Consider the following 26,035-nt stretch of genomic DNA (forward strand, 5'->3'; position numbering starts at 1 on the left):
ATGAACTCCCCCTATTTAATATGTGCGGTTCCGTCCATCAGCAGGTTTGCTGTACGGAATCCAAATGTATCTGCTACAACCGGCTCTGCGCCGTTTTCCTCATAATCTACGCCACACTCCAGAACACCGCTGGGATGTCCGATACGGATAAACTGTGTATCCACATTTTCAGAAAGCACCTGATTAACAACACTTCCCGGAACAACCGCAGCAGCTGCTGTACACATGGCCCCCGTCATGGCATAGCTTGGATGTGCTTTCTGCATAGACATCATTCGTGAAAGCAGATCAACGTTTTCTTTGGAAATAGAAACACCCTCTGCTGTCACATAATCTGCTGCCTCAGCAACAAATGTCATTTTCGGAATCCCTGGAGTTTCCCAGGCGGAACGGGTGTAATCTTCAATCAGACCAATCATCACAGCTGCAAGTCCTCTTACTGTTTCCAGTAAAGCAAGCTTATCCGCATCTGCATTTACTTCTTCCGGAAGTTCAAGACCTGTCATCCCCAGATCCTTCGCTTTTACAAATACAAGCGGATTGGCTGCATCTACGATTGATACCTCTACTTTTCCAAAATTGGGAACCTCCAGAATATCCACTACATTTCCTGTGGGAAGAAGTCCGTTTCCAAGAGTTCCTGCCGGTTCAACAAACTTCAGTTTGATCGGAGCCGCTGTGCCCGGAACACCGGCAATGGCAAAATCACCATCATACACCACACTGCCTTTTTCTGTCTGAACATCTGCAATAATGACTTTATTGGTATTTGTGTTAAAAATTCTTACCGGAGTTGTTCCCTCTTTTGTCTGAATAAGACCTTTTTCAATGGCAAATGGTCCCACACCGGAAGAAATATTTCCACAGTTTCCTTTATAACTTACCAGGTCCTTATCTACCGAAACCTGTGCAAATGTGTAATCCACATCCGCATCCTCTCTTGAGGATTTTTTTACAATTGCAACTTTGCTGGTAACGGACTGCGCACCGCCAAGTCCGTCAATCTGTTTTTTATCAGGGCTTCCCATCATGCTAAGAAGCAGGGAATCCCATTGGCTCTTATCTTCCGGAAGGTCTTCTTCCAGAAGGTAAACACCTTTACTTGTTCCTCCGCGAATAATCATAGCCGGAAGAAGGAATCTGTTTTTATCTTCATTGTACATTTTTCTTCCCTCCCATGTCTATGCTTTATGAGCTTTGTTATAATTGATCAGAGAACCACATTGAATGATTTCTTTTTCTTCATCTGTCAAAGGTGCAATTGCAAGGGAAAGCTTCTTTATTTCTTTTCCGATTACATATGCCGGAATATCACTCATGTCACCATCCAGTGCTTTTTTAATATCCGGGACAAAGATATAATCGTCGTCTTCAAAGTCAGGATTTCCATTCATGATAAACGGAATCATGCCCCAGTTGATCAGATTGGAACGATATCTTTTAGTTGCATATTCCACGGTAATATTTGCTCCGCCAAGAAGAACTCTCTGACAGGAAGCAGCCTGTTCTCTGGCACTTCCATCGCCAGGCTTTACAGCATAAATCGTACTGGAAAGATCAATTTTTTCTTCCTGAATTTCTTCAAATCCGGAAATATTTCGAATCCTGGAAATAATATCTGCAACTTCTGCCGGACAATTTCCTGCTTTTCTTGCCTTTTCATTTTCCATTACCGCTTTTGCTTTTCCCACATATTCCGGAACACGGCGACTGAGTGTAAATTCTGCAAGTCCCATCGGATTGGAACGGAAAGAACCTGTTTCACCGGAAGGGATCAATTCATCCGTAGTAGTAACCGGATCTGTAATATATGCACATACTTTCAGAAGCATATGGTCGTTTAATTCCGGAAGTTCCGGCCAGTCTTTAATGTTCGGTCCACAGATAACGGTTTCTTCTGAACACCCTTTGCCCACACCCTGGAACACACGATGCTGATATGCTTTTGGATCATAACGATATTCCGGACATTCAAACTCATAACCAGCTTCATCCGCTGCCATAATCCGTCCTCCATTTGCTGAAGAAACTGCAATGGAACGTGCATCCATCAATGCAACACTTGCCAGCTGTCCATTACCTGGTTTAGAACCTTCTCTGTTCGGGAAATTTCTGGTGGTATGTCTGATAGAAAGTCCGTTATGTGCTGGTGTATCACCTGCTCCAAAGCATGGGCCACAGAATGCTGTCCGAATGGTTGCTCCTGCTTCAATCAGATCCGCCAGTGCTCCATTTCGTGTCAATTCCAGCATAACGGCCTGACTGCTTGGATAAATTCCAAGTGCATATTCATCCGTTCCGGTACTCTTGCCTTTCAGAATATGTGCCGCTTCCATAATGTTGCTGTATGTACCTCCGGCACATCCTGCAATAGTTCCCTGATCAGCATAAAGCGCTCCGTTTCGCACCTTATCTCTGAGATTCAGCCGCAGGTTCGGATTTTTAATCAGTTTAGAAGCATATTCTTCAACTTCATGAAGAATATCATCCATATTTTCATTTAATTCACGTATTTCATACCCATTTGACGGATGGAAGGGAAGAGCGATCATGCTGTGAATAGTGGATAGGTCTATGTAAATACATCCGTCGTAATGGGCAGTTTGTGCCGGATCAAGCTGTCTGTAATCTTCCGGGCGGCCATGTTTGTCCAGATACGCTTTTGTATCTTCATCCGTGCGCCAGATACTGGATAAACAGGTTGTTTCCGTTGTCATAACATCGATACCGTTACGATAATCTGTTGACATGGAAGAAACTCCAGGTCCTACAAATTCCATAACTTTATTTTTTACATAGCCGTTTTTAAATACGGCACTTACAACGGCAATTGCAATATCCTGGGGTCCGATACCCGGATTTGGTTTTCCATCCAGATACACGGCGATAACTTCCGGATATTCTGCATCCCAGGTCTGTTCCAACAGCTGCTTAACCAGCTCACCGCCGCCTTCACCGACTGCCATCGTTCCCAGTGCACCATAGCGAGTGTGACTGTCCGAACCAAGAATCATTTTTCCGCATCCAGCCATGCTTTCACGCATGTACTGATGAATAACCCCCATATGCGGCGGCAGATAAATTCCACCATATTTTTTACATGCAGAAAGACCGAATAAGTGGTCATCCTCATTAATTGTTCCTCCAACTGCACAAAGACTGTTATGACAGCAGGTCAGTACATATGGAAGCGGGAATTTTTCAAGACCGGAAGCTTTCGCTGTCTGTATAATTCCCACATAAGTCAGGTCATGACTGGTTATAGAATCAAATTTGATTTTTAACTGTTCTTCATTTCCACTGACGTTATGAGCCTGTAAGATACTGTAAGAAATAGTTCCTTTATGAGCATCTTCTTTTTTTCTCATCAATTCAGGAGCTGCCTGAGATTCCGGAACCAATGTATTGCCGTTCAAAAGATAGACGCCTTCATCATAAAGCTTAATCATGGTTTTTCTCCTTTACTGTACGTTTATCCGGGAAGTGCACAATTCCCTGACTGCAAAGGTACCTTGCCTATGAATCCATCATAACAAAACAATATTTGATAATCAAATTCATAGTATTCATAAAAGTCATTCATTTTACTCATTTATTATGTGGAATGTTTACAAACATTTATCTATTTTTTATGTAAAACTCACAAAAATTGTGTTTTTATATCAGAATTCCTAAGTTTTTTTTATCCAAGTCCTGCGCTTTCACTAATATTCATATTTTTTATATTTTTCATTCATAAAAGGAATATTTATTGAATTCCGTTTTTAGGTATGTTATACTTTTGAAAAGGAGGTTTTTCTATGGAATTTCGGGAATTTCAATATGTCATCGCAATTGCCAAATATCAGAATATAACAAAAGCTGCCGAATCTCTGTATATCGGACAGCCTACATTAAGCAAGTTTCTCAAAAATCTGGAAGACGAACTTGGCGTCAGCCTTTTTCGCAAAGCCGGTCATAAATATCACCTGACCTATGTCGGAGAACGATATCTGGAAAAAGCAGAGCAGATCCTGCAGTTAAAATCCGATCTGGATGTGGAACTGGCTGATATCGTTAAAAGAAATGTAGGCGTATTACGTCTTGGTTTTCCCACCATGCGCTGTACCTATATGCTGCCAGCCATTCTTCCCGCATTTCAGGAGATGTATCCCAATGTAAAAATCCAGATTGTGGAAGGACCTTCCGCTGAGCTTGACAAAAAACTGTTAAACATGGAAGTGGATCTTGCTTTTTATAACCAGCGTTTTGGAGACACCAATCCATTAATCCAGACAGAAATTCTCGGAGAAGAAGAACTTCTGATCTGTGTAAAAAAAGGCCACCCTATGGAACGTTTTGCCCAGCCAAATCCTGCCAGCAAATATCCCAGACTTGATGTTCGCCTGCTGCAAAATGAAACCATTCTGCTAATGCTGAAAAATCAACGGACCCGCCAGATTATCGACCAGTATCTTCACCAGCAGGGCGTTGTTCTTGAAAATATCCTGCATACCAGCAACATTCCTGCAATCATGGAGCTTATTTCTGTTGGATATGGTGTCAGCTTTTTATTTGAACCTCATATATTACATCATAATTTTAAAAATCCCATCTCATGCTTCAGCTTCGGAGAACCGCGGACTACCTCCGCATTAGTCGTTGCAACCCGCAAAAACAGTTATCTCCCATCTTTTGCCAATGATTTTATTGAACTGGCCAAACGCCTTTATATCAATATATAGCCTGCCGCCAACAGTTTTCTAATTTTTAGCCGGCGCAGGGAATTAATGCTTGACAAATCCCTGCGGCGGTCATATAATCCTAGAAAACCTAGTGATTAACTATGAATAAAAAAGAAAGGCCCTGCACGCCTGTGAGGGAACGGTGGAAGCTATGTCTAAGATTTATAAGGGAGCCATTGAACTGGTAGGCAACACCCCATTGGTAGAGGTGACCAATATCGAGAAGAAGGAGCGGCTGAAAGCGCGTCTTCTGGTGAAGCTGGAATACTTCAATCCGGCCGGGAGCGTTAAGGACAGAGTTGGGAAAGCCATGATTGAGGATGCGGAACGCACCGGCAGGCTGAAACCGGGTTCTGTCATCATTGAGCCCACGTCAGGCAATACAGGCATTGGCTTGGCTGCTGTGTCTGCGGTCAAGGGCTATAGGATGATACTGACCATGCCCGATACCATGAGCGTGGAGCGCCGCAATATACTGAAGGCATACGGGGCCGAAATAGTTCTGACACCCGGTGAGAAGGGAATGAGCGGGGCCATTCAAAAGGCGGAGGAGCTGGCAAGGGAGATACCGGACAGCTTCATTCCTGGGCAGTTTGATAATCCGGTGAACCCAAGGGCGCATATGGAGAGTACGGGGCCGGAAATCTGGCATGACACGGACGGGCAGGTAGATATATTTGTGGCGTCTGTGGGAACAGGAGGAACCCTTACAGGTACCGGAACATATTTGAAGGAAAAGAATCCCCGCATCAAGGTTATAGCCGTGGAGCCATCCACATCACCGGTTCTTTCCGGAGGAAGCGCCGGCCCCCACAAGATTCAGGGAATCGGAGCCGGGTTCATTCCCAAGGTGTTGGACACCCATATATATGATGAAATAATAACCGTGGACAATGAGGCGCCCTTTGCCACTGCGAAGATGCTGGCCAGGACAGAGGGACTTCTGACCGGAATTTCATCGGGAGCAGCCCTGTACGCAGCCATTGAGGTTGCCAGACGGCCTGAGAATGAGGGCAAGACCATTGTCGTGCTGCTTCCTGACAGCGGGGACAGGTATTATTCCACAGCGCTGTTTGTGGAGTAATCAGGATTAGATATTAATAAGAATCACACGGTTTGCGGATGCGCCGGACGCTGTGACGGCCCCGGCGCCCAAGGATAAGGTGGTCCAAGCGGGCAGTCTTTTCCCGTCATGAAACAAACATCAATGGAATAAGATGTAATAAACAAACGGACCTGGAACTGATATATGAAATTCCTGATTTTTTTGTCAGAGGCAATGGTCCCTCTGATGATTTTTTATATTGTGGGCTTTGGCCTTTTGTCCGGGCGTCCGGTGCTGGACGATTTCATCGACGGGGCAAAGGACGGCATGAAGACAGTAGCCGGTATCCTGCCAACCCTGGTGGGACTTATGGTGTCGGTGGGAGTCCTCAGGGCATCCGGTTTTCTGGATTTTCTGGGAGAGCTGCTTAAGATGCCTGCGGCCCTTTTGCATATACCTCCCCAAATCGTACCTGTGGTCCTGGTGCGTCTGGTATCCAACTCAGCGGCCACAGGGCTGGTGCTGGACATATTTAAGGAGTACGGTACAGACTCCTCTCTGGGACTTATTGCATCCGTGCTCATGAGCAGTACGGAGACAGTGCTGTACTGTCTGAGCGTATATTTTGGCAGTGTAGGCATTACCAGGACCAGGTACGCATTGGCCGGGGGGATGATTGCCACGGCGGCGGGAGTGGCGGCCAGCGTGGTACTGGCCGGTGCGGTTAGATAAAGCTGCGGCCGGTGCTGTCCGGAGCATAAAAAAACATTGCAATATCAAGGGTTATTGACTATAATAGCCATAGAAAAAGGGAATCCGTTGTATGTGCGCCCTGTATATGATTATATCAGGGCCTTAGGGTGTGCCTGCGGGCAGCTGGAATGGACATTCCGGCTGGACGATCCGGACATATGCTATCGTACAGCGGGTTTATGCTGTGAAGAGAAGAGGAATAAGGAATGAAACAGTATCTGAGCCTGCGGGAGCAGTATCCCCGCTTTGCTTACAGAGGATATGAGATAGAGGAAAATGACAGCTGTCTGAGGATCACATACCGGTTTGAGACAGTGGGACTGTCCGAGTTTGCGCCGGTGTGGGTGTTTCCGAAGGCAGAGGGGGACTGTCACAGATGGTCAAAAGACAGGCTCATGCAGGACATGATATTTTCCCTGGGAATGGTGGAGCTGGTGAGCTACTGGAAAATTGCCTGCCCGCCCACAGTGGCAGTGGAGGCCGGATGGCTGAACCAGGACCAGATTGACTGGTGGAAGGATCTGTATTTTAACGGATTGGGTGAATTTTTCTATGTGAATGGCATAGAGGAAGCGGATCCCAATCATTTTATGAATATCCGGTGTGCAGGCCAATGTGAAGAGCGGTGTGCAGGCCAATGTAAAGAGCGGCATGCAGCATGCGGTGCGGAAATAGATGGGAATGGGAAAGCGGCGGGCATCAGCGCCGTAAACAGTGATTCCCTGGCATCCGACGGGGTCCTGGTTCCCATTGGCGGAGGAAAGGATTCCGCGGTGACGCTGGAGCTTCTGCGCTTGGCGGGAAAGACCATCTACGCCTATATCATCAATCCCAGGGGAGCTACCATACACACCACCGAGGCGGCGGGCCTGGACGCGGCCCATGTCATAAGTGCAAAGCGTACCCTGGACTCCAACATGCTGGAGCTCAACCGGCAGGGATATCTGAATGGGCATACGCCGTTTTCCGCGCTGGTGGCATTTTCCGGCATCATAGCGGCCAGGATGCATGGCCTGTCCATGGTGGCCCTGTCCAATGAATCCAGTGCCAACGAGAGCACGGTCCAGGGAAGCACGGTAAACCACCAGTATTCCAAGAGCTTTAAGTTTGAGGAGGATTTCAACTATTATCAGACCACATATCTGAAGGGGAGCGCGTACTACTTCAGTATGCTGCGCCCTTTGAGCGAATTCCAGATTGCCAGGTATTTTGCGGGACAGAAGCAGTACCACGGCATATTCCGAAGCTGTAATGCCGGAAGCAAGACTGATTCCTGGTGCGGACACTGCCCCAAGTGCCTGTTTGTGTACCTGATTCTGTCGCCCTTTCTTACGCCGCAGGAGGTCATGGATATCTTTGGCCGGAACATGCTGGACGATTGGGACATGAAGGAAACCCTGGACCAGCTGATTGGGATAAAGGAAGAGAAACCGTTTGAGTGTGTGGGCAGCCGCGATGAAATAAATACGGCCATAGTGCTTACAATCAAGGGGCTGGAGGAAGCAGGTGAAGCGCTGCCGCGTCTTCTTTCCTATTATAGAACCACGGACCTGTACGGGACCTATGAGGCCAAGGGAGACCAGTACTCATCCTTTTATGACGGGAATAACATGGTTCCGGATGACCTGGCACGGCTGGTGAGGAAATACTGTGCAGATGGCTTATAAGGAGAACAAACGTGATAGAGAAGATAGAGCCCTGGATTAAGGGGAAGCGCATACTGCTTCTGGGCTATGGCAGGGAAGGGCAGTCCACGTGGAATGTCCTCAGACAGCTGGGAACATATGAAGTCCTGGATATAGCGGATTTAAAGGCTCCGGCCGCCAGGCCTGAAGACGGTACGGTGTGGCATACCGGCCCGGATTACCAGAAATGTATGGATGACTACGATGTTGTATTTAAAAGTCCGGGCATTGTCCTGGAGCGGCCTGCGGAAGAATACAGGTGCAGTATATTGTCGCAGACAGAGGTGTTTTTCCAGTGTTTCCGGGATCAGATTATCGGAATCACAGGAACGAAGGGTAAGAGTACGGTCACGACCCTTCTGTATCACCTGCTTAAGCAGGCGGGCATGGATGCCCTTCTGGTGGGGAATATAGGCATACCGGCCCTGGACCATATGGAGGAAGTGAAGCCGGACACCAGGATTGTGTTTGAGCTTTCCTGCCATCAGCTGGAGTATATGACGGTTTCACCCCATATAGGAATTCTGGTGAACATCCATGAGGAGCATCTGGACCATTACGGCACCATGGAAAAGTATGTGGAGGCCAAGCATCATATTTTTAAAAACCAGCGCCCGGATGACATCCTGATCTGCAACGTACAGTGCCTGCCAAAGGAGGGAACCTGTCCCTCCAGGCTGATAAGGGCTGGTATGGACGGCAGCGGCAAAGAGCTGGATGTGGTTCAGGAGCAGGACGGCATCTGGGTTCACTTCCGGGGAAGGGCCTTTTGTATACCCACGGATGAAATCAAGCTGCTGGGACAGCATAATTATTTTGACATCGGCGTGGCCTATGGGGTGTGCAGCATACTGGGAATGGATGACCAGGTATTTGCCCGGGGGCTTAAGACGTACGAACCCCTTCCCCACCGGCTGCAGTATATTGGGGAGCAGGAGGGCGTGAAATATTATGACGACTCCATCTCCACGATTTGCGACACCACCATCCAGGCCCTTAAGACGCTGAAGGATACGGATACAGTACTCATAGGCGGCATGGACAGGGGAATCGACTACAGGGAACTGATTGAGTATCTGTCGGAATGTCCGGTGCCACATATTATCCTGATGGAGGCCACGGGCAAGAGGATATACCAGGAGATACATAAATATTATCCTGAATTTAAGAACAGGGCCAGGCTTATACTGGCGGAGCATCTGGAGGACGGGGTCAAGCGGGCGCGTCAGATAACGAGGCCCGGTACAAGCTGCGTGCTGTCACCGGCCGCTGCCAGCTATGGCATCTTCAGGAATTTTGAGGAACGGGGAGAAACATTTTCACGTCTTGTATTTAAAAAGTAAATCAGGATAAACATGTAAAAGAAACAAAAAAATCACAACCTTTTAAGAATTTTATAAGGATTTAGGGGGTTGTGCGAACACTTAAAATACTGTACAATCAGTAAGAAGCTTTTGAAGCAGAAAGTGAAAGGGAGAAACGTGGGAGCTTACGAGACGCTGAATGAAGTTTTGGTTAGCCTGTTCCGCGATGTCAATGATATAGAGCAGAAGGCAATTATCACCTCGGAGTTTAGTGATATTACCAATAACGATATGCATGTCATAGACGTTATAGGCATAGACAGGCCAAAGAACATGTCATCCATAGCCCGGGAACTGTCGGTTACGGTGGGAACATTGACTATATCCGTGAACAGCCTGGTAAAAAAGGGCTATGTAGTCCGTAACCGCAGCAGTGAGGACCGCAGGGTCGTGTTCATATCCCTTTCAGAAAAAGGAGTTAAGGCATATTATCATCATAAGAAGTTCCATGAACAGATGATAGACAGCGTAGTAGAAGAACTGACAGAGGAAGAGCTGGAGGCCCTGGTAAAGGCGCTGACAAAGCTCAATAACTGGTTCAGAAGCTTTTAAGAGGATTATTTAAGGAGGCTTTACAATTATGAAAAAATGGTTGATTGGTGTTATGACCGTCCTGATGGCAGTATCCCTGGCAGCCTGTACACCTACCACTGAAAAACAGAAAAAAGAAACCACCGCTGCTGCTAAATCCCAGGAGGATATGATACCGCCAAGCACAGGCGGAGCCAGCGATAAAGTTCCGGACCCCAACGTTATGCCGGTAGCTGTGATTTCCGTATATCACGGCGGCGGAGGAAGCCTGGTGCAGGATATGGATTCCCTTGACACGGAAGGGCTGGACGCACAGCTTCTGGTAGACAAGCTGATTGAATACGGCGTGCTGACTGACGGCACAGAGGTCCTTGGTTTTGACGTTGAGGGCAAGGATGAGAACGCGGTTGGAACCCTGGATTTAAATCAGGCTGAGAGCGCAGAGGGCTGTTCCGACAAGATGTTCCTCACTGAGATTGGCAATACCTTTACGGAGAACTTTGAGCTGTCCAAGCTTAAGCTTAAGGTGAACGGCGCCAACTATGAAGGCGATGACATTAAGCAGGGAGATAATGATTATCTTACCTATAATGCAGACTATGAGTCTGTTGAATAAATAAGTGAAAGAGGCAGGGCGAAGCCATTCTGCTGAAGGGCGTTGAGGAAGCGGTTGGTGTTGGCCGCCGTGAGTTGGGAGCTGCCAGAATGCTAAAGGAGAATGAGGATGCCCTGGAGGGAACTGTAAAGCTTTTGTCTCAGCCGGGAGAGGAAGATGCGCAGGTTACTGGCATGACAGCCGCTGAGGCCAGACGTTTCCCGATACCAAGGCCAGATGGCATTTACCCTGGCGGGGCCTGGGATGCATGAAGCTGTCCCGGAATAAGCTGGCTCAGGAGCAGATGAGCCAGGAACAGATTGGCCAGGAGCAGCCGTCTTGAGCTTTGTTGATATGTGATGTGAAGTTAAAAAACCATGCCTCTTTCCGGTCGGGGGGAGAGGCATGGTTTTTATAATATAAGATTTCCGATGATAAAATATCATTATTAAGTATGCCGGTGATAAGCAGGCCTGATTATAATTTAGCCATGGCCGCTTCGTCTGCAACAACAATCACATCGTTATGTAGCTGAAGTACGGATGCAGGAACATGAGGGGTTACAGGGCCGCAGAGCACATCATGGAGAATCTGAGCCTTGTCAGAGCCGCTGACAACCAGAAGAATTTTTTCAGCCTTCATAATGGTTCCGATACCCATGGTATAAGCCTGCTTCGGAACCTCATCAATGGAAGCAAAGAAACGCTTATTGGCCTCAATGGTGCTCTGGGTCAGGTCCACACAGTGAGTGGTCTTGGCAAACTCTTCGTCTGGCTCGTTAAAACCGATGTGGCCGTTATGTCCCAGGCCCAGAAGCTGCAGGTCAATACCGCCCAGACTCTTAATCACGTCCTCATAGCGGGAGCATTCCTTATCGCTGTCAGACTGGGTGCCGTCGGGAATATTGGTACAATCCATGTTGATGTTAATGTGCTTGAAGAGATTGTTATACATGAAGTAGTAGTAGCTCTGGTCATTATCCCTGGTAAGACCTCTGTATTCATCCAGGTTCACGCTCTTTACACTGGAGAAATCCAAATCGCCTTTGTTGTACCATTCAATCAGCTGCCTATAAGTGCCGATTGGGGTGGAACCGGTTGCCAGGCCAAGGACACAGTCAGGCTTCATCAGTACCTGGGAAGCGATGATGCTGGCTGCCTTGCGGCTTAATTCTTCGTAATCTTTTGCTTTGTAGATTTTCATAATAATTGCCACCTTTCCATACATTATTAGTAGTTGCGGTGCCCCGGATATCCAGAAGGTCACTGTTTTGAAAAAAATTTCTATTAATCTTTAAATATAGGATAACATTTTCCTAACATACTTTCAAGGGGTAAATGCATAAAATATTTATAAAAGCAGATAGGCCGTGTACAGGGCAGCTGCAGATTATGGGTGCGAGGAGTGAAAGTATGACCAATTATCGGAGATTGATATCTTATATCTACGCCTATGAAGGCGAGGTAAAAGGAAAGAATATTGGGTTTGCCAAGCTGGAATCCCGGAATGGGCAATGCAAACTCAGCGTAAATGTAAAGAAAGTTTACGTTGGAAGCAGCGACCTGGGGGTTTATCTGCTGGCTCCGGGAAAGGAGATTTTCCTGGGCAGTATATTTATCCGCAGCGGCGGCGGTGAGTTCCGTGCCGTGGTAAATGTGGAAAATGCCGCTGATTCCGGCTGCAGCATGGACCAGTGCTATGGCCTGACCATACATGAACAGGGGGATACATGGCGGGCATATACAACCATCTGGGAGGATGCAGTAGCCCATGCGGCGGAAGTGGAGCTGGCGGATGTGACCTCCAGTAAAGTGGGAGATGCAGAGGCTCAGATACATAGAAAAGTGGAAGAACTGAATCAGGAGCTGCGGTCTGGGGAAAAAGCAGCAGAAGACGGGGATGGCCCTGTGCTCAGCAGCTCTCCGGCAGGAGCGCGTCAGATGCGTGCTGCCGGCAAACAGAGCGGGATTCAGAATTCCTCTTTAAAACGGGCTGCGGACAGTGGAATGATGGGTGATTCCTCGGAAATGTCTGACAGTCATGGGGGTGCGGGGACTGCGGAGGCCGTTCAGGAGGCAGAGGTATCGGCCGGAACGTCAGAGGAGGTGTTCCGGGCGGAGGATGAGGCTAATCAGACGGCAGAAGCTAATCAGACGGCAGAAGCCAATCAAACGGCAGAAGCATCGGATCAGATAGCGGAAAAAGTAGTCGGGGCAGAAGAAATTTTATCGGAGTCAGTAGAGGCAGAGCCGGCCGGAATGTCCAATCAGGAGGATGACAGCGGCCTGCAAATCAATCAGGAGTCAGAGGAATCTGTAAATCAGATGGAGGCTTTTGGGAATCCGGAGGCCAGGGACGGTTTGGCGCTGGAACCGGAGCTGTTACCTGATGCAGAATGCAGTATGGAGCTGGAGCCGGAATCCCTGCCGGACGAAATGCCGGATGGAATAGAGGAAGCACAGGAATCAGGAGGCATTCCGGATTCCCAATTAGAGTGCCAATCGAAGAAAGCGGCGGAGTCGGAGAAAACGGTAGTTTTACGAAATAGAGGTCTGGCAGGTATCACGCCAATAGAAGATATGGAACAGACGGATGGCATGATGACGCCTAACTCGGGTGGAGAGCAGGAACCAGACCGTGGAGCCTGGAATGGCAAATGGGATTTTGGGGAGCAGCAGCCTCAGGACAGCTGGGATGAAAAGAATGTGACATCTATCAGAAAACAGCTTTATCAGGAAAATGGAAGCATGCCCCGTGAGCTTCAGACCGCCCATGACCCGCTGAATATGGGAGAGCCCAGGCAGGAAGGTATGGTTCCTGATACCCGTATTCCCCTGCAGCCTGATAATATGCCGGAAAACAGGACGGTTCCCAGACCAAACATTATGACCAGGCCTGGGATGCCACGCAGGCATATGCCTGCGGGAACAGTGCATACGGGTTCCTCCGGGGGAAAGTTGGACCAGGAGCGGCTGATAGACCAGTATCCGATGAATCAGCAGCCATACCAGGGCATGGGGCCGATGAATCAGCAGCCAATGCGGAGCCGGCAGTCTATGCCAGGGCAGCAGCCAATGCCAGGTCAACAGCCAACATCGAATCGGCAGCCAATGTCAGGGCAGCAGCCAATGTCAGGACAGCAGCCAATGTCAGGACAGCAGCCAATGTCAGGACAGCAGCCAATGTCTAATCAACAGCCAAGGCCGCCCCGCCAGCTGATGCCGGGCAATCAGATAATGCCGTCACGTCAACATACACCGGGCCAGAGTTCGATGAGCCAGCAGCCAGTTCCAAATCGGCAGCCGATGCCGTGCCAGCAGCCGATGCCGTGCCAGCAGCCAATGCCGGGCCAGCAGCCGATGCCGGGCCAGCAGCCGATGCCGGGCCAGCAGCCGATGCCGGGCCAGCAGCCAATGCCAAACCGTCAGCCGGTACCAAACCAGAAGCCAATGCCAAACCAGCAGCCAATGTCAAACCAGCAGCCGATGCAAAAACGGCGTCCGGGAAACCAGCAGGCATCCCAGGGCAGGCAGCGGCCGGCCGGGCCGGAGGCAGGTGACAGCGGCGAAGCGGCTGGGCAGGCAGAGGAAAGAGTACCTGTGGTTGATGCAGGCGAGGAAACCCTGATACTGGGAAATCCCCAGGGGTTAGAACGGCTGGAGCAGGAAGAGCAGCAGTCTGACTTCCCGGGCAGGCTGTGGGATGGCTTCCGCAAGCGGTATCCCAAGATACAGGCATTTGACAGCGCCAATGGGTGTGAGATTCTGACAATTAAGCCTCAGGATATCGGACTGCTTCCAAGGGAGAACTGGAATTATGGTAATAACAGCTTCCTGCTGCACGGATATTATAATTACCGCTATCTGATATTAGCCCGCATCGGTGATGAGACAAAGGGGCGCACCCGTTATATACTTGGGGTCCCCGGCAATTATTACAGCAATGAAAAATACATGGCATCCATGTTCGGCTTCCCGCATTTTGTGCTGGCGAGAAAACAGCCGTCACAGAACGGCCGCTTTGGATACTGGTATACGGATGTGCGGTTAGAAAACCAGGATTAGAATACTTCACCCCTTCCGGCGCAGTCAGACCGCGCCGAAAGGGGCGATACAATTAATTTATTTCTGTACTGAATTTCCCCAATATCCTATATTCGGCTTAGTAATCAATTCCCCGCAGGGAAACCTGCCCCACATAGGGGCGAACCAAATCAGCAAACGCCATCATTTCATCCTTTGTATAGTCTGAATAGACTCCGGGGACAAGTACTTCTCCGGATTCCGTGAAGCACTGCAGGTAGTACTCAGGACAACCCTTAATCCACGGTCCAATCTGTCTGAAATCATCAGATGTGTGAAGACCGCGGACAACGGTGGTCCGGAATTCATAGGGAATGCTGCCTGACAGCAGAAATTCGATGCTCTCATCTATCCGTTCCATGGAAAGGCCGGATACTCCGGCTACATTCTCATAGTGATTCCGTCCAGCCTTAATGTCCATTGCAACACAATCCAAAAGCCCTTTGGCGCACAAATCTTTCAATATTCCGGGCATGTAGCCATTGGTATCCAGCTTCACAGCCAGACCCAGGCTTCGCACCATCCGTATGAAATCCTCCAGGTCCGGCTGCAGGGTAGGCTCCCCTCCGGTGATACAGACTCCTTCCAGTACCCGCTTGCGTTTTTCCAGAAACGCCAGGATATCCTCCTGGGTTTCATATTCTTCTGCGTCTGAACCCAGAAGTCCGCTGTTATGGCAGAAGGGACACCGGAAATTACACCCTCCTGTAAATATAGTTGCGGCCACCCTGCCCGGAAAGTCCAGCAGCGTAGTCTTTTGCAGTCCGCATATTTTCATGGCCTCTTAACCTGTCCCTTTTCAATTTTTGATTTATTCTGTATAATAAAAAAGTATAACACACATGAAGCTTTAAAAAAAGAGGAATCAAATCATGGCAAAAGGGCCATTTGATATAGGAGAGGAAAATATGGTATTAAATCAGGAAGATATGGCATCAAACGAGGAACCCATAGAATCAAACCAGCAAACCCTAACATCGAACCAGCAGACCCTAGAACCAAACCAGCAAATCCTAATACCAAACCAGGAAAATCACAACAGAAAAGCAGCAGAAACAGAAGCAGCCCGTTTAAAGGGGCAGGAAACACGGCGCAGGAATTATGAAAAGAGAATGGAGAAGCAGCGCCTTGCAGCTCTTGCGGCAGAGGAGCAGCGTTTGAAGCAGAGAAAGCGGGATGTTGGGTTTATGAGAGAGGCTCTTCGCCAGGCCAAAAAGGCGGCCGCTATCGGGGACGTGCCCATAGGATGCGTGATTGTCCGCGGGGACAGGATCATCGCCAGGGGATATAACCGGCGTAACGCGGATAAGAGTGTGCTGTCCCATGCTGAAATCATCTCCATTAAAAAGGCATGCAAAAAAATGGGCGACTGGCGTTTGGAGGACTGCACCATGTATGTGACACTGGAGCCATGCCCCATGTGTGCCGGGGCGATTGTGCAGGCACGTATACCCAGGATTGCAATGGGATGCATGAATCCCAAGGCCGGCTGTGCGGGGTCCGTACTGGACATGCTCCATGTGCCGGGATTTAACCATCAGGCAGAGGTGGTGGAGGGGGTGCTTGAACAGGAATGTTCAAAGCTGATGTCGGATTTCTTCCAGAACCTGCGTGAACGTAAAAAGAAATAGATAATTGTGCAATATGTTAATCTAATAAACTTGAACAAAAACATCATGAGAGTGAGCAGAATGGACAGTAAAATACAGCGTACAACTCTTCAATCAGAGATAATCCGATATATACAGAATTACATCCAGGAAAATGGTTTAAAACCCGGTGACCGCCTCTGGAAGCCAGGAACGTACTGGAAGTAAAGAACGGCAAGGGCATCTATGTGGGAAGTCAGGAGGTCAATGACCTGGGGAAGAGTACGAGCATTATTACAATGCTATCGTTCCCCGGTGTCCCGCTTTGGCAATGACGGCCCAAGGTTCTGGGAGGTGTCTGCCAAATGCTGGCAGTCTGTCTCTATATGATGAAGGGGACACCCTATATCTATGAGGGACAGGAATTGGGAATGACGAATTTTCAGGGCAGAGCATAGAGGATTTCCAGGATATAGAAATCCTTAATGTATACCGTGAGATGGTGGGCAGCGGACGTATTTCCCATGAGGAGATGATACGCTGCATCAGCCACATGGGACGAGACAATGCAAGGACGCCCATGCAGTGGGATGATACGGAGCAGGCAGGATTCACAGAGGGGACGCCCTGGCTTGGGGTATATCCCAATTATACCTGGCTCAATGCAAGGGAGCATGGACGCGGCTGGTGGACTGCCATGGACTTCACCAGGGAGTCCAGAGCATAAGATGGACTATACCACGTATGGGGACGAACTAATGAGCACGGGCCTGATTCTTTCGGACGGGGCCAGCGGCGTACGGACCAGTCCGGTGCCCCAGGGAGATTATCTGTCCAGGTTATTTTTGGTGGAGGCACAGCCTTGACAAAAGCGTCCCGGCAGGTTATACTTAACAGGCAGTTTGCAACAACTGCCCATGCCGGCATTTGTTGATACATCTGCGTATGTACGGCCTAATATGTCATAAAGTTTCCACGCAGCCGGGGAGATAGCGGTGCCCTGTACCTGCAATCCGCTCCAGCAGGGGTGATACCTTGCCTCGGGCTGTTTGCTGCGAAGCTGCCTTGTGTAAGTGGCGTTGACGTCTGGGTCTTACGCAACGGGAATCTGTGAACCGTGTCAGGGCAGGAATGCAGCAGCACTAAGCGGAACCTCCCGTGTGCCGTGAGGCAGCCTGGATTGAGTTAACTGCATGAGTAACGTTCGTGGCAGCAGCACAAAGCAAGGTGCGTGGAATTAAAAAATGGGATATAAATCTGAGGATACGTTACTGTATCACCGGATTTATGTCCCATTTGTATTTCTGCATGGCGTGTGCCGGTTCTGGCCTGTTGCAGGCGGGGCAATTGCAGAATGGCCGGTTGCCCGAAATTATACTTGCCCCGAAAACACCTTTGCGTTATAATTACAAAATGGGTATAATAGAACCATTCCCAGGAAACATAACAGAAAGCGAAGAAGCTCTATAAGGAGGAAGTGCAATATGAGAAGAATTGGAATGCTGACCAGCGGCGGAGACTGCCAGGCACTGAATGCCACCATGAGAGGTGTGGCAAAGTCCTTATATAATATGTTTGACGACGTGGAAATAATTGGCTTTGAAGACGGATATAAGGGACTTATGTATGCAGATTATCAAATCATGAAATCATCAGATTTCTCAGGGATTCTCACCCAGGGCGGTACCATTCTCGGCACTTCTCGCCAGCCTTTCAAGCTCATGCGTACTCCTGATGAGAATGGACTGGATAAGGTGGAGGCTATGAAGCACACCTACAAAAAGCTGAAGCTCAGCTGTCTTGTGGTGCTGGGCGGAAACGGCAGCCAGAAAACAGCCAACATGCTCAGCGAAGAAGGACTCAATGTGGTATCGCTTCCAAAGACCATTGACAATGACCTGTGGGGCACAGATATGACCTTTGGGTTCCAGAGCGCGGTGGATGTGGCCACCAATGCCATTGACTGCATTCATACCACGGCTGCGTCCCACGGGCGTGTATTCATCGTGGAGGTCATGGGACATAAGGTGGGCTGGCTGACCCTGTATGCGGGTCTTGCAGGCGGGGCGGACATCATACTTCTTCCGGAGATACCATATGATATCAATATTGTGTGCGATGCCCTGACCAAGCGGTCCAAGGCAGGCAAGCGCTTCTCCATACTGGCAGTGGCCGAAGGCGCCATTTCCAAGGAAGATGCCAAGATGAGCAAGAAGGAACTGAAGGAAAAGAAGAAAAGCGGAGTGGTATATCCGTCTGTGGCCTATGAAATCGGGGCCAAGATACAGGAAGTCATCGGCAGCGAGGTAAGGGTTACGGTTCCGGGCCATATGCAGCGCGGCGGCGAGCCATGCTCTTATGACCGCGTGCTGGCAACCAGGCTGGGAGCTGCGGCAGCCAGACTGATTGCCCAGGGGCAGTATGGCTACATGGTGGCGGTGAAAAACAACGATATTACCCAGGTACCCCTCTCTGAGGTTGCGGGAAGGCTTAAGACCGTGGACCCGGAGTGTTCCATGATTAAGGAAGCCAAGATGGTGGGCATCAGCTTTGGCGATGAATAATTGCATGATGATGAAAATGAACGTTTATTTGAAAATAAATTTATATGAACAAGATATAATAATAGGAGTTGCCTAATATGTCATATACGGCGTTATACCGCAAATGGCGTCCTGTTTCCTTTGAGGATGTTAAAGGCCAGGACCCGATTGTGCAGACACTGAAAAACCAAATAACGTCGGAGCGTATCGGCCATGCTTACCTGTTCTGCGGTACCAGGGGAACAGGTAAGACCAGTATAGCCAAGATATTTGCCAGGGCAGTGAACTGCGAACATCCGGTGGATGGGAGTCCCTGCAATGAGTGTCCCACCTGCAGGTCCATTCAGTCGGGTTCCTCCATGAATGTGGTGGAAATCGATGCTGCATCCAACAACGGTGTGGAGAACATACGTGATATAAGGGATCAGGTGCAGTATCCTCCCACAGAGGGACGGTACAGAGTCTATATCATTGACGAGGTCCATATGCTTTCCATAGGCGCCTTTAACGCTCTGTTAAAGACACTGGAGGAACCGCCGTCCTATGTGATTTTCATACTGGCCACCACCGAAGTGCATAAGATTCCCATTACGATTCTGTCCCGCTGTCAGCGCTATGATTTTAAGCGCATATCCCTAGAGACCATAGCGGACCGCCTGAGGGAGCTGACTCAGGCCGAGCAGATACAGGTGGAGGACAAAGCGCTTCTCTATGTGGCAAAGGCAGCGGACGGCTCCCTCAGGGATGCCTTAAGCCTTTTGGACCAGTGCGTGGCCTTTCATTACGGGAAGGTGCTGACCTATGACAATGCCCTGGAGGTTCTGGGGGCAGTGGATTCCAGCGTGTTCAGCCGGATGTTTGGCGCCATTGTGGAGGGCAGGACAAAGGACTGTATATGCAGCCTGGAGGAGATTGTTATTCAGGGCCGGGAGCTGGGCCAGTTTGTCACTGATTTTATATGGTATATGAGAAACCTCCTTTTAATCCAGAGCGCTGACGATGCAGAGGGCCTGGTGGATATGTCGGAGGAGAATTTAAAGCAGCTGAGAAGCGATGCAGGCAAGGCGGACGGAACCACGCTGATGCGGTTTATCCGTATCTTTTCCGAATTGTCCAACCAGCTGCGCTATGCCAGCCAGAAGCGGGTGCTGGTGGAAGTGGCTCTTATCAAGCTGACGCATCCTTCCATGGAGCCCAACCTGGATGCCATCCTGCAGCGTTTAGGAGATTTGGAAGCTCAGATGGAGGATTTGGAGGCAGGCCGTATGGCCATCCCCATGACATCCTATCAGGCGGCAGGCAGCGCGCCTGCCGGACAGGTGCCCCAGACAGGGGCAGGCCCAGGGCAGGATGGGGGAACAGTACCCCAGGCAGCGGTGCCTTATGCTCCGGGACTTCAGCCAGAGCCGGGGGTTATGCCGGAAAAGGTGGCTCTTCCCCAGGCCCAGCTGGAAGACTTAAAGCTGGTGAGAAACGAATGGGCCAAGATAGTCCGCAGCATGGGAGGCGGCGCCAGGTCATATCTGCGGGACACCGTGGTGGAGCCTGGGGGAGAAGGCTGCCTGACCATCGTGTTTATGGATCCCATGAACTACGATATGGGTAAGCGGCCTACTGTTATAGGGGAACTGGAGCGCTATGTGGAAGCTAATTTCGGCAGGTCCATTTACTTTAAGACAAGACTGGCCGGCCGGGGGGAGCGCCTTAATACAATTTACGTGACCCAGGAAGAATTGGAAGAAAAGATTCATATGGATATTACATATGAGGATGAATAATATAAAGATTAATAAGTGGAAATGATAGGAGGATAATACACCATGGCAAAACGTGGCGGATTTCCAGGCGGAATGCCTGGCAACATGAATAATCTTATGAAGCAGGCGCAGCGCATGCAGCGCCAGATGGAGGAGACCACCAAGGAGCTTGAGAATAAAGAATACACGGCTGCTTCCGGCGGCGGTGCGGTCAGCGTGACCGTGTCCGGCAAAAAGGAAGTGGTATCCGTTAAGCTGTCTCCTGATGTAGTGGACCCGGATGATATCGAGATGTTAGAGGACCTGATTGTGGCGGCTGCCAATGAGGCATTCCGCCAGATGGAGGCTGAGAGCAGCGAGGCCATGTCTAAGCTGACAGGCGGCTTAGGCGGAGCACTGGGCGGAGGTTTCCCCTTCTAATGGATTACTATAGCAGTCAGATTACCAAGTTAATAGAGGAACTGTCTAAGCTCCCCGGAGTTGGGGCCAAGTCGGCCCAGCGCCTGGCATTCCATATCATCAACATGCCAAAGGAGCAGGTGGAGGAGCTGGCAGGAGCCATGACGAGCGCCAGGAATAACGTGCGCTATTGTAAGGAATGCTTCACCTTGACGGATAAGGAATTGTGCCCTATCTGCAGCAGTGACAGGCGGAATCATAAGACCATTATGGTGGTGGAGAATACCAGGGATTTGGCTGCTTATGAGAAAACTGGCAAATACGATGGGGTTTATCATGTGCTGCATGGAGCCATTTCTCCTATGCTGGGGATTGGCCCGGGGGATATAAAGCTGAAGGAATTGATGCAGAGGCTCCAGTCGGATGTAGAGGAAGTCATCATTGCGACCAATTCCAGCCTGGAAGGCGAGACCACAGCTATGTACATAAGCAAGCTGATAAAGCCTACAGGGATTAAAGTGACCAGAATTGCCAGCGGAGTACCCGTTGGCGGAGATTTGGAATACATAGACGAAGTAACACTTCTTCGGGCATTGGAAGGCAGGACGGAACTTTAGACAGCAGATTTCCATACCGGGAACTAGCGATAGGGAGATGCAAAAGATGGATAAATACGAGTTTAACATAAAAGTTGAGCAGATTAAGAAGATGGTAAGCCGCGGCGACTATGAAACGGCCATGAAGATAGCCGATACCATAGACTGGCGCAGAGTTCGGAATGTAAACATCCTGTCCATGGTGGCAACCATCTATGAGAAGAACCAAGAGTACCAGGAGGCCAAGGATATTCTGCTGCTGGCATTTGAACGGGCACCCATAGGAAAGCGCCTGCTGTTCAAGCTGGCGGAGCTGGCTATCAAGGAGGGCAGCTTTCAGGAGGCAGAGGATTACTACAGGGAGTTCTGTGACCTTGCGCCGGATGACCCCAGGCAGTATATTCTGCGCTACCTGATTCTTGGGGCAAAGGGAGCGCCCGCAGAGCAGCTGATTCATACCCTGGAGCAGTACTGTAACATTGAACTGGATGAAAAATGGCTCTATGAGCTGGCAGAGCTGTATGCGGAGGCTGGTATGGGAGAACTCTGCATCATGGCCTGCGACAAGATTATGCTTATGTTCGGCCTTGGGAAATATGTAGAGAAGGCCATGGAGCTTAAGATACAGTTTGCGCCTCTGACAAAGTATCAGATGGATCTGGTGGAAAACAGGGATAAGTATGAGGCCCGTCTCAAGGCAGTGGAGCAGGAGTATCGCGCCGGAAAACGGCCCGCGGACTATGAACCCATGCCTGAGAGGAAAACGGAAGTCTCTCCCCAGTCCTATATGGCCCGCCAGGAGGCCGCTTTTGTCATGGAGCCGGAAGCTGAGTACCCGGAGGACGGATACCGGGAAAATGGATACGCAGAAAGCGGATATCAGGAAGGCGGATACGCGGAAGACGAATATCCGGAGGAGAGATATACGGAACACGGATATCAGGCAGAGGCATATCAGGAAGATGCCTATACGGATGAAGATGGTTCCGAGGAGGCATATGGACAGCGGGACCATTACGGAAATGAATATCCGGACCAGAACCTGCAGGAAGACACAGAAGACGGCGCTGAAGCCGGGTACCCGGAGGAACACCACGGGAATGCCGCCGGGGATGAGGAACCATATGAGGATGAGGGCGCACACGTCCGGGTTACCATAGAGCCTGAGGATTCGGATGAAGAAGAGGAGCCTGTAATGGAGACACAGTCCCGATGGATGCCGGAGAAGCCCCGGATTCTGTCAGATGAAGCAGTGCGGGCCAGGATGCATGAGGCGGAGGTTCAGGCAAATCTGGCCAAGGAGATGTCCGGGATATCAGATGGACGTCACAGGCCGGAGACAACATCTGCCCAGACGCGGGTGCTGACCGACATAAAGGATTTGGGGAGAGAGTCATCTGTCCGGGAATCGCATCATTTCATGATAGAAGCTGAGTATTCCAGTTCGGGTCTGGACCGGGCCATTGAACTTCTTAAGAAGATTCATAAGGAGACAGGGGCTAAGAACCAGGCTGCCAAGATAACAGGAGAAAGGCTTAACAGCAAAGGCGTATTTGCCATTGCGGACAAATTGACAGGCAAGGACCTGATTATTGAACAGGCGGGCGCCATGGAGGAATCCACCCTTCAGGAGCTGAATCAGCTGATGGCCAGGGATGAGACCGGCATGAATGTAGTCCTTATAGATGTGGCGGGTAATCTGACCCGTATCCATAAGGTATATCCGGGATTAGCCAAACGGTTTAAATATGTAGGGAAGATGGGGCCGGAAGAGGCTGCCTATGTGGGGCCGGAAGGAGATGACCGCCCCGTGCGTCCTGTGCAGCTTCGCAGGACAGAAAAACCGGCTGTGCCCAGGAAGGTCCAGGGCCGGTCCCAAGAACCAGCCGCTAGTAAGGTTCAGCCTGTACCGGAACCAGCCGCACCCAGGAGCCTGCCAAAACCAGAGGCAGAGCAGAAGCCAGATGCGGCAAAGACAGCTCCTCCTAAGAAAGAAGTTCCTCTAAAGGCGGTGGAAAACCCACCGGTCCTGCCTCAGCCGGATGAACCGGATTATGATGACCAGCAGGAGATGGATATTGATGAATTTGCTCAATATGCATGCCAATATGCCAGCGACATTGACTGCACTATTTCAGGAAAGAGCATGCTGGCCCTCTATGAGCGGATTGAAATTATGGAGGAGGACGGCGTACCTCTTACAAAGGTAAATGCTGAAGACTTAATAGAGGAAGCTGCTGATAAGGCGGAGAATCCATCCTTCTTTAAGCGGATTACAGGAATATTCTCGTCCAAGTATGACAGGGACGGTCTTCTGATATTGAAAGAGGAGCATTTTATATGATGACCATAGGTTTGATTGCACTGGATCTTGATGGTACTCTGCTGGACAGCCAGAAGAACCTGTCAGAGCGCAACCGCAGGGCGCTGGAGCGCTGTGCCCGTATGGGCATACAGATTGTACCGACCACGGGCAGGGCAGTGGATGGTATCACGCAGGCAGTACGGTCCCTGCCGGGGGTCAACTACGCCATAACCACCAACGGCGGAACGGTGGCGGACCTTGTTAAGGGAATCAGTCTGAAGCGGTGTACACTGTCCAATGCAAAGGCGCTGGAAGTCATGGATATCGTGAAAAAGTACAGGGCAATGTATGATCCGTATATAGATGGAAGGGGGATTTCGCAGCCTGAGTTCATCGAACATATGGAAGACTACGGCCTGAGTCCTGTGATTCAGAAGATGGTACTCTCCACCAGGGATGTTGTGCCTAATATCCTGCAGTACGTGACAGATTGTAAGAAGGATGTTGAGAAGGTCAACGTATATCTGGCTGATGTGAATGACATAGTGCCGCTGCGAAAGGAACTCTCCACGGTAGAAGGCATTGTCATCAGTTCATCCCTGTATAATAATCTGGAAATCAATGCCCTGGGAGCCACAAAGGGTATTGCGCTCATGTGGCTGGCAGATTATCTTGGGATTGCCCCTGAGGCCACCATGGCATTTGGTGATGGGGAAAATGATATCTCCATGCTGGTAGCAGCCGGAGTGGGCATTGCCATGGGAAATGGACTGGACATAGCTAAAAACGCGGCAGATCGGATTACTCTGACAAATGACGAGGATGGAGTTGCGGACGCTATAGAACTCCTGATATTCAACTAAAAGAAAGACTGAAATTATATGGACATGATATTAGAACATTGGCTGTCTGCCGGTGCAGGTGTTTTTCTCATTGGCATGGTGCTGTATGGGCATTACAGGGGGGCGCTGAAGCAGTGCGTTTCCCTGGGAGCGCTGTTACTTACCATTATATTGGTAAAGGTTGCCACTCCGTATATGACGGGTTTTATCAAGGATAATCCCTCCATACGCCAGAGTGCGGCAGAGGCCATACTGAATGCAGCTGGCTGGGAGGAACCGTCCACGGAAAACACGGAGCTTCCGGCAGCGCAGCGCATTGCCATTGAGAACCTTAACCTGCCCCAATCCGTAAAGGAAATGCTGCTTGAAAACAATAACAGCGAGTTTTATCATATGCTGGGAGTGGACCAGTTTGCGGAATACGTCAGCACATATCTGGCTGATATTCTTATCAATGCAGTCAGCTCCATCATCCTGTTTGCAGTCGTCTATATCCTGATTCATCTGGTGGTGCGGTGGCTGGATCTCATAGCGCGGCTGCCCATACTGTATGGATTGAATCACATAGCAGGTGCTGTCCTGGGATTGATCCAGGGACTGCTGTTTCTGTGGATTGGCTGTTTTTTAGTAGGAATCTTTGCGGCAACACCTCTGGGAATGACATTGGAGGAACAGATCAACGCAAGTACCTGGCTGCGGTTTATATATCAGTATAATCTGATTAATATTGTACTGGGCGGCATTATCCGGGGTATTCTATAGAAGAAAAAAATATAATTGTTCCTTTAATATATATAATTAAAACAAATCGCTGGGAGGGGATGGAAACATCTGTAAACAGCGATTTTTATATTAACCACAAAATATAGAGAAATACAGAAAAATTAAGCACATTTAGTGGCGCGAAAATAAAGTTGAAAATTGTATAAAAAAATGGCACAAATTCCCTTGACAAGTTGAGAAAGTAGTGATATATTAAAGGTCCACCGCGAAAAACGGTGGGACAACTCTGGAAAATGAGTTGAAAAAGTCGTTGACAAACAGTAACCGATATGGTAATATATAAAAGTTGCTGCTGAAACAGACAACGAAAAAGAAATAAAAAAAGTTGTTGACAAACAGTTGCAAATATGATAAACTATCAAAGTTGCTGCTGAGACAGTCAACAACAAAGAACCTTGATAATTGAAGATTAGACAGTATGTAAAACCCTGAAAATTCTAAA

At 49.3% G+C, this 26,035-nt stretch carries 21 protein-coding genes, 1 other RNA gene and 3 pseudogenes; 21 read left to right on the forward strand and 4 right to left on the reverse strand.

What is annotated here, in order from left to right:
• Positions 1–11: 11 nt before the first annotated feature.
• Together G614_RS0111640 and G614_RS0111645 are read right to left on the reverse strand one after the other, a co-directional pair.
• A complete protein-coding gene (locus G614_RS0111640; RefSeq protein WP_022202149.1) occupies positions 12–1,163 on the reverse strand; it encodes a 2-methylaconitate cis-trans isomerase PrpF family protein in 1,152 nt (383 codons plus the stop codon).
• A gap of 18 nt (positions 1,164–1,181) precedes the next feature.
• Positions 1,182–3,449: a hydratase gene (locus tag G614_RS0111645; protein ID WP_027642083.1), complete on the reverse strand. Its 2,268-nt coding sequence runs from the start codon at positions 3,447–3,449 to the stop codon at positions 1,182–1,184.
• 351 nt (positions 3,450–3,800) lie between these two features.
• On the opposite strand from G614_RS0111645, the gene G614_RS0111650 reads away from it, so the two are divergent.
• From G614_RS0111650 to G614_RS31255, 8 genes are all read left to right on the forward strand, one after another.
• A complete protein-coding gene (locus tag G614_RS0111650; RefSeq protein ID WP_027642084.1) occupies positions 3,801–4,724 on the forward strand; it encodes a LysR family transcriptional regulator in 924 nt (307 codons plus the stop codon).
• 151 nt (positions 4,725–4,875) lie between these two features.
• On the forward strand, positions 4,876–5,808 hold the full coding sequence (gene cysK / locus G614_RS0111655) for a cysteine synthase A (protein WP_027642085.1): 933 nt from the start codon (positions 4,876–4,878) through the stop codon (positions 5,806–5,808).
• Positions 5,809–5,973: 165 nt separating this feature from the next.
• Positions 5,974–6,501, forward strand: coding sequence for a spore maturation protein (locus tag G614_RS0111660; protein ID WP_027642086.1), 528 nt, complete (start codon positions 5,974–5,976; stop codon positions 6,499–6,501).
• A 227-nt stretch (positions 6,502–6,728) separates the two neighbouring features.
• Positions 6,729–8,189: a hypothetical protein gene (locus G614_RS0111670; RefSeq protein ID WP_027642087.1), complete on the forward strand. Its 1,461-nt coding sequence runs from the start codon at positions 6,729–6,731 to the stop codon at positions 8,187–8,189.
• Positions 8,190–8,200: 11 nt separating this feature from the next.
• Positions 8,201–9,550: a UDP-N-acetylmuramoyl-L-alanine--D-glutamate ligase gene (murD, locus tag G614_RS0111675; RefSeq protein WP_027642088.1), complete on the forward strand. Its 1,350-nt coding sequence runs from the start codon at positions 8,201–8,203 to the stop codon at positions 9,548–9,550.
• A gap of 123 nt (positions 9,551–9,673) precedes the next feature.
• A complete protein-coding gene (locus G614_RS0111680; RefSeq protein ID WP_330694718.1) occupies positions 9,674–10,123 on the forward strand; it encodes a transcriptional regulator, SarA/Rot family in 450 nt (149 codons plus the stop codon).
• Positions 10,124–10,151: 28 nt separating this feature from the next.
• Positions 10,152–10,718 carry a lipoprotein gene (locus G614_RS0111685; RefSeq protein ID WP_027642090.1) on the forward strand — a complete coding sequence of 189 codons (567 nt, stop codon included), beginning with the start codon at positions 10,152–10,154 and terminating at the stop codon, positions 10,716–10,718.
• Between the two features lie 89 nt (positions 10,719–10,807).
• A complete protein-coding gene (locus tag G614_RS31255) occupies positions 10,808–10,969 on the forward strand; it encodes a hypothetical protein (protein WP_162142747.1) in 162 nt (53 codons plus the stop codon).
• A 205-nt stretch (positions 10,970–11,174) separates the two neighbouring features.
• Here the strand turns inward: G614_RS31255 and nagB are convergent, their stop codons facing one another.
• Positions 11,175–11,900 (reverse strand): glucosamine-6-phosphate deaminase, encoded by a 726-nt coding sequence (gene nagB, locus G614_RS0111695; RefSeq protein WP_027642091.1) that lies wholly within the window; start codon positions 11,898–11,900, stop codon positions 11,175–11,177.
• Between the two features lie 209 nt (positions 11,901–12,109).
• Between nagB and G614_RS0111700 the strand changes: the two genes are divergently transcribed.
• The gene (locus G614_RS0111700; protein WP_027642092.1) at positions 12,110–14,761 is read left to right on the forward strand and encodes a DUF6128 domain-containing protein; all 2,652 of its coding nucleotides are present in this window, start codon (positions 12,110–12,112) and stop codon (positions 14,759–14,761) included.
• A 97-nt stretch (positions 14,762–14,858) separates the two neighbouring features.
• Here G614_RS0111700 and G614_RS0111705 read toward each other — a convergent pair whose 3' ends face one another.
• A complete protein-coding gene (locus G614_RS0111705; protein ID WP_027642093.1) occupies positions 14,859–15,557 on the reverse strand; it encodes an anaerobic ribonucleoside-triphosphate reductase activating protein in 699 nt (232 codons plus the stop codon).
• A gap of 94 nt (positions 15,558–15,651) precedes the next feature.
• On the opposite strand from G614_RS0111705, the gene tadA reads away from it, so the two are divergent.
• From tadA to G614_RS0111760, 12 genes and pseudogenes are all read left to right on the forward strand, one after another.
• The gene (tadA, locus tag G614_RS0111710) at positions 15,652–16,410 is read left to right on the forward strand and encodes a tRNA adenosine(34) deaminase TadA (RefSeq protein WP_027642094.1); all 759 of its coding nucleotides are present in this window, start codon (positions 15,652–15,654) and stop codon (positions 16,408–16,410) included.
• 60 nt (positions 16,411–16,470) lie between these two features.
• Positions 16,471–16,643, forward strand: a pseudogene (locus tag G614_RS34385) (FadR family transcriptional regulator); the annotation flags it as partial.
• Between the two features lie 28 nt (positions 16,644–16,671).
• Positions 16,672–17,095 (forward strand): annotated as a pseudogene (locus G614_RS34390) (alpha-amylase family glycosyl hydrolase); the annotation flags it as partial.
• A gap of 1 nt (position 17,096) precedes the next feature.
• Positions 17,097–17,234: pseudogene (locus tag G614_RS31935) on the forward strand (hypothetical protein); the annotation flags it as partial.
• A gap of 107 nt (positions 17,235–17,341) precedes the next feature.
• Positions 17,342–17,603, forward strand: an RNA gene (gene ffs, locus G614_RS29935) — signal recognition particle sRNA large type.
• A 249-nt stretch (positions 17,604–17,852) separates the two neighbouring features.
• Complete coding sequence (locus G614_RS0111730) at positions 17,853–18,932, forward strand: 6-phosphofructokinase (protein WP_027642096.1); 1,080 nt, start codon at positions 17,853–17,855, stop codon at positions 18,930–18,932.
• 77 nt (positions 18,933–19,009) lie between these two features.
• On the forward strand, positions 19,010–20,689 hold the full coding sequence (dnaX, locus tag G614_RS0111735; RefSeq protein ID WP_027642097.1) for a DNA polymerase III subunit gamma/tau: 1,680 nt from the start codon (positions 19,010–19,012) through the stop codon (positions 20,687–20,689).
• A gap of 42 nt (positions 20,690–20,731) precedes the next feature.
• Entirely contained in the window at positions 20,732–21,088 is a 357-nt protein-coding gene (locus G614_RS0111740; RefSeq protein ID WP_027642098.1) for a YbaB/EbfC family nucleoid-associated protein, read from the forward strand.
• Positions 21,088–21,684, forward strand: a complete 597-nt coding sequence (recR, locus tag G614_RS0111745) for a recombination mediator RecR (protein ID WP_002584483.1) — start codon at positions 21,088–21,090, stop codon at positions 21,682–21,684. Before G614_RS0111740 ends, recR begins: the two co-directional genes overlap by 1 nt.
• Before the next feature lie 46 nt (positions 21,685–21,730).
• The gene (locus G614_RS0111750) at positions 21,731–24,007 is read left to right on the forward strand and encodes a tetratricopeptide repeat protein (protein WP_027642099.1); all 2,277 of its coding nucleotides are present in this window, start codon (positions 21,731–21,733) and stop codon (positions 24,005–24,007) included.
• Complete coding sequence (locus G614_RS0111755) at positions 24,004–24,831, forward strand: Cof-type HAD-IIB family hydrolase (RefSeq protein WP_027642100.1); 828 nt, start codon at positions 24,004–24,006, stop codon at positions 24,829–24,831. Before G614_RS0111750 ends, G614_RS0111755 begins: the two co-directional genes overlap by 4 nt.
• Before the next feature lie 18 nt (positions 24,832–24,849).
• Complete coding sequence (locus tag G614_RS0111760) at positions 24,850–25,572, forward strand: CvpA family protein (protein ID WP_027642101.1); 723 nt, start codon at positions 24,850–24,852, stop codon at positions 25,570–25,572.
• Positions 25,573–26,035: the final 463 nt, after the last annotated feature.

Origin of the sequence: [Clostridium] clostridioforme AGR2157, assembly GCF_000424325.1 — a bacterium.
In the GTDB taxonomy this organism is placed as follows: domain Bacteria; phylum Bacillota; class Clostridia; order Lachnospirales; family Lachnospiraceae; genus Enterocloster; species Enterocloster clostridioformis_A.

Bases quoted from the DNA above. Each gene is read 5' to 3' on its own strand.
- G614_RS0111640 (WP_022202149.1), bottom strand. From the start codon at position 1,163: ATGTACAATGAAGATAAAAACAGATTCCTTCTTCCGGCTATGATTATT.
- G614_RS0111645 (WP_027642083.1), bottom strand. From the start codon at position 3,449: ATGATTAAGCTTTATGATGAAGGCGTCTATCTTTTGAACGGCAATACA.
- G614_RS0111650 (WP_027642084.1), top strand. From the start codon at position 3,801: ATGGAATTTCGGGAATTTCAATATGTCATCGCAATTGCCAAATATCAG.
- cysK (WP_027642085.1), top strand. From the start codon at position 4,876: ATGTCTAAGATTTATAAGGGAGCCATTGAACTGGTAGGCAACACCCCA.
- G614_RS0111660 (WP_027642086.1), top strand. From the start codon at position 5,974: ATGAAATTCCTGATTTTTTTGTCAGAGGCAATGGTCCCTCTGATGATT.
- G614_RS0111670 (WP_027642087.1), top strand. From the start codon at position 6,729: ATGAAACAGTATCTGAGCCTGCGGGAGCAGTATCCCCGCTTTGCTTAC.
- G614_RS0111685 (WP_027642090.1), top strand. From the start codon at position 10,152: ATGAAAAAATGGTTGATTGGTGTTATGACCGTCCTGATGGCAGTATCC.
- G614_RS31255 (WP_162142747.1), top strand. From the start codon at position 10,808: ATGCTAAAGGAGAATGAGGATGCCCTGGAGGGAACTGTAAAGCTTTTG.
- nagB (WP_027642091.1), bottom strand. From the start codon at position 11,900: ATGAAAATCTACAAAGCAAAAGATTACGAAGAATTAAGCCGCAAGGCA.
- G614_RS0111700 (WP_027642092.1), top strand. From the start codon at position 12,110: ATGACCAATTATCGGAGATTGATATCTTATATCTACGCCTATGAAGGC.
- G614_RS0111705 (WP_027642093.1), bottom strand. From the start codon at position 15,557: ATGAAAATATGCGGACTGCAAAAGACTACGCTGCTGGACTTTCCGGGC.
- tadA (WP_027642094.1), top strand. From the start codon at position 15,652: ATGGCAAAAGGGCCATTTGATATAGGAGAGGAAAATATGGTATTAAAT.
- G614_RS0111730 (WP_027642096.1), top strand. From the start codon at position 17,853: ATGAGAAGAATTGGAATGCTGACCAGCGGCGGAGACTGCCAGGCACTG.
- dnaX (WP_027642097.1), top strand. From the start codon at position 19,010: ATGTCATATACGGCGTTATACCGCAAATGGCGTCCTGTTTCCTTTGAG.
- G614_RS0111740 (WP_027642098.1), top strand. From the start codon at position 20,732: ATGGCAAAACGTGGCGGATTTCCAGGCGGAATGCCTGGCAACATGAAT.
- recR (WP_002584483.1), top strand. From the start codon at position 21,088: ATGGATTACTATAGCAGTCAGATTACCAAGTTAATAGAGGAACTGTCT.
- G614_RS0111750 (WP_027642099.1), top strand. From the start codon at position 21,731: ATGGATAAATACGAGTTTAACATAAAAGTTGAGCAGATTAAGAAGATG.
- G614_RS0111755 (WP_027642100.1), top strand. From the start codon at position 24,004: ATGATGACCATAGGTTTGATTGCACTGGATCTTGATGGTACTCTGCTG.
- G614_RS0111760 (WP_027642101.1), top strand. From the start codon at position 24,850: ATGGACATGATATTAGAACATTGGCTGTCTGCCGGTGCAGGTGTTTTT.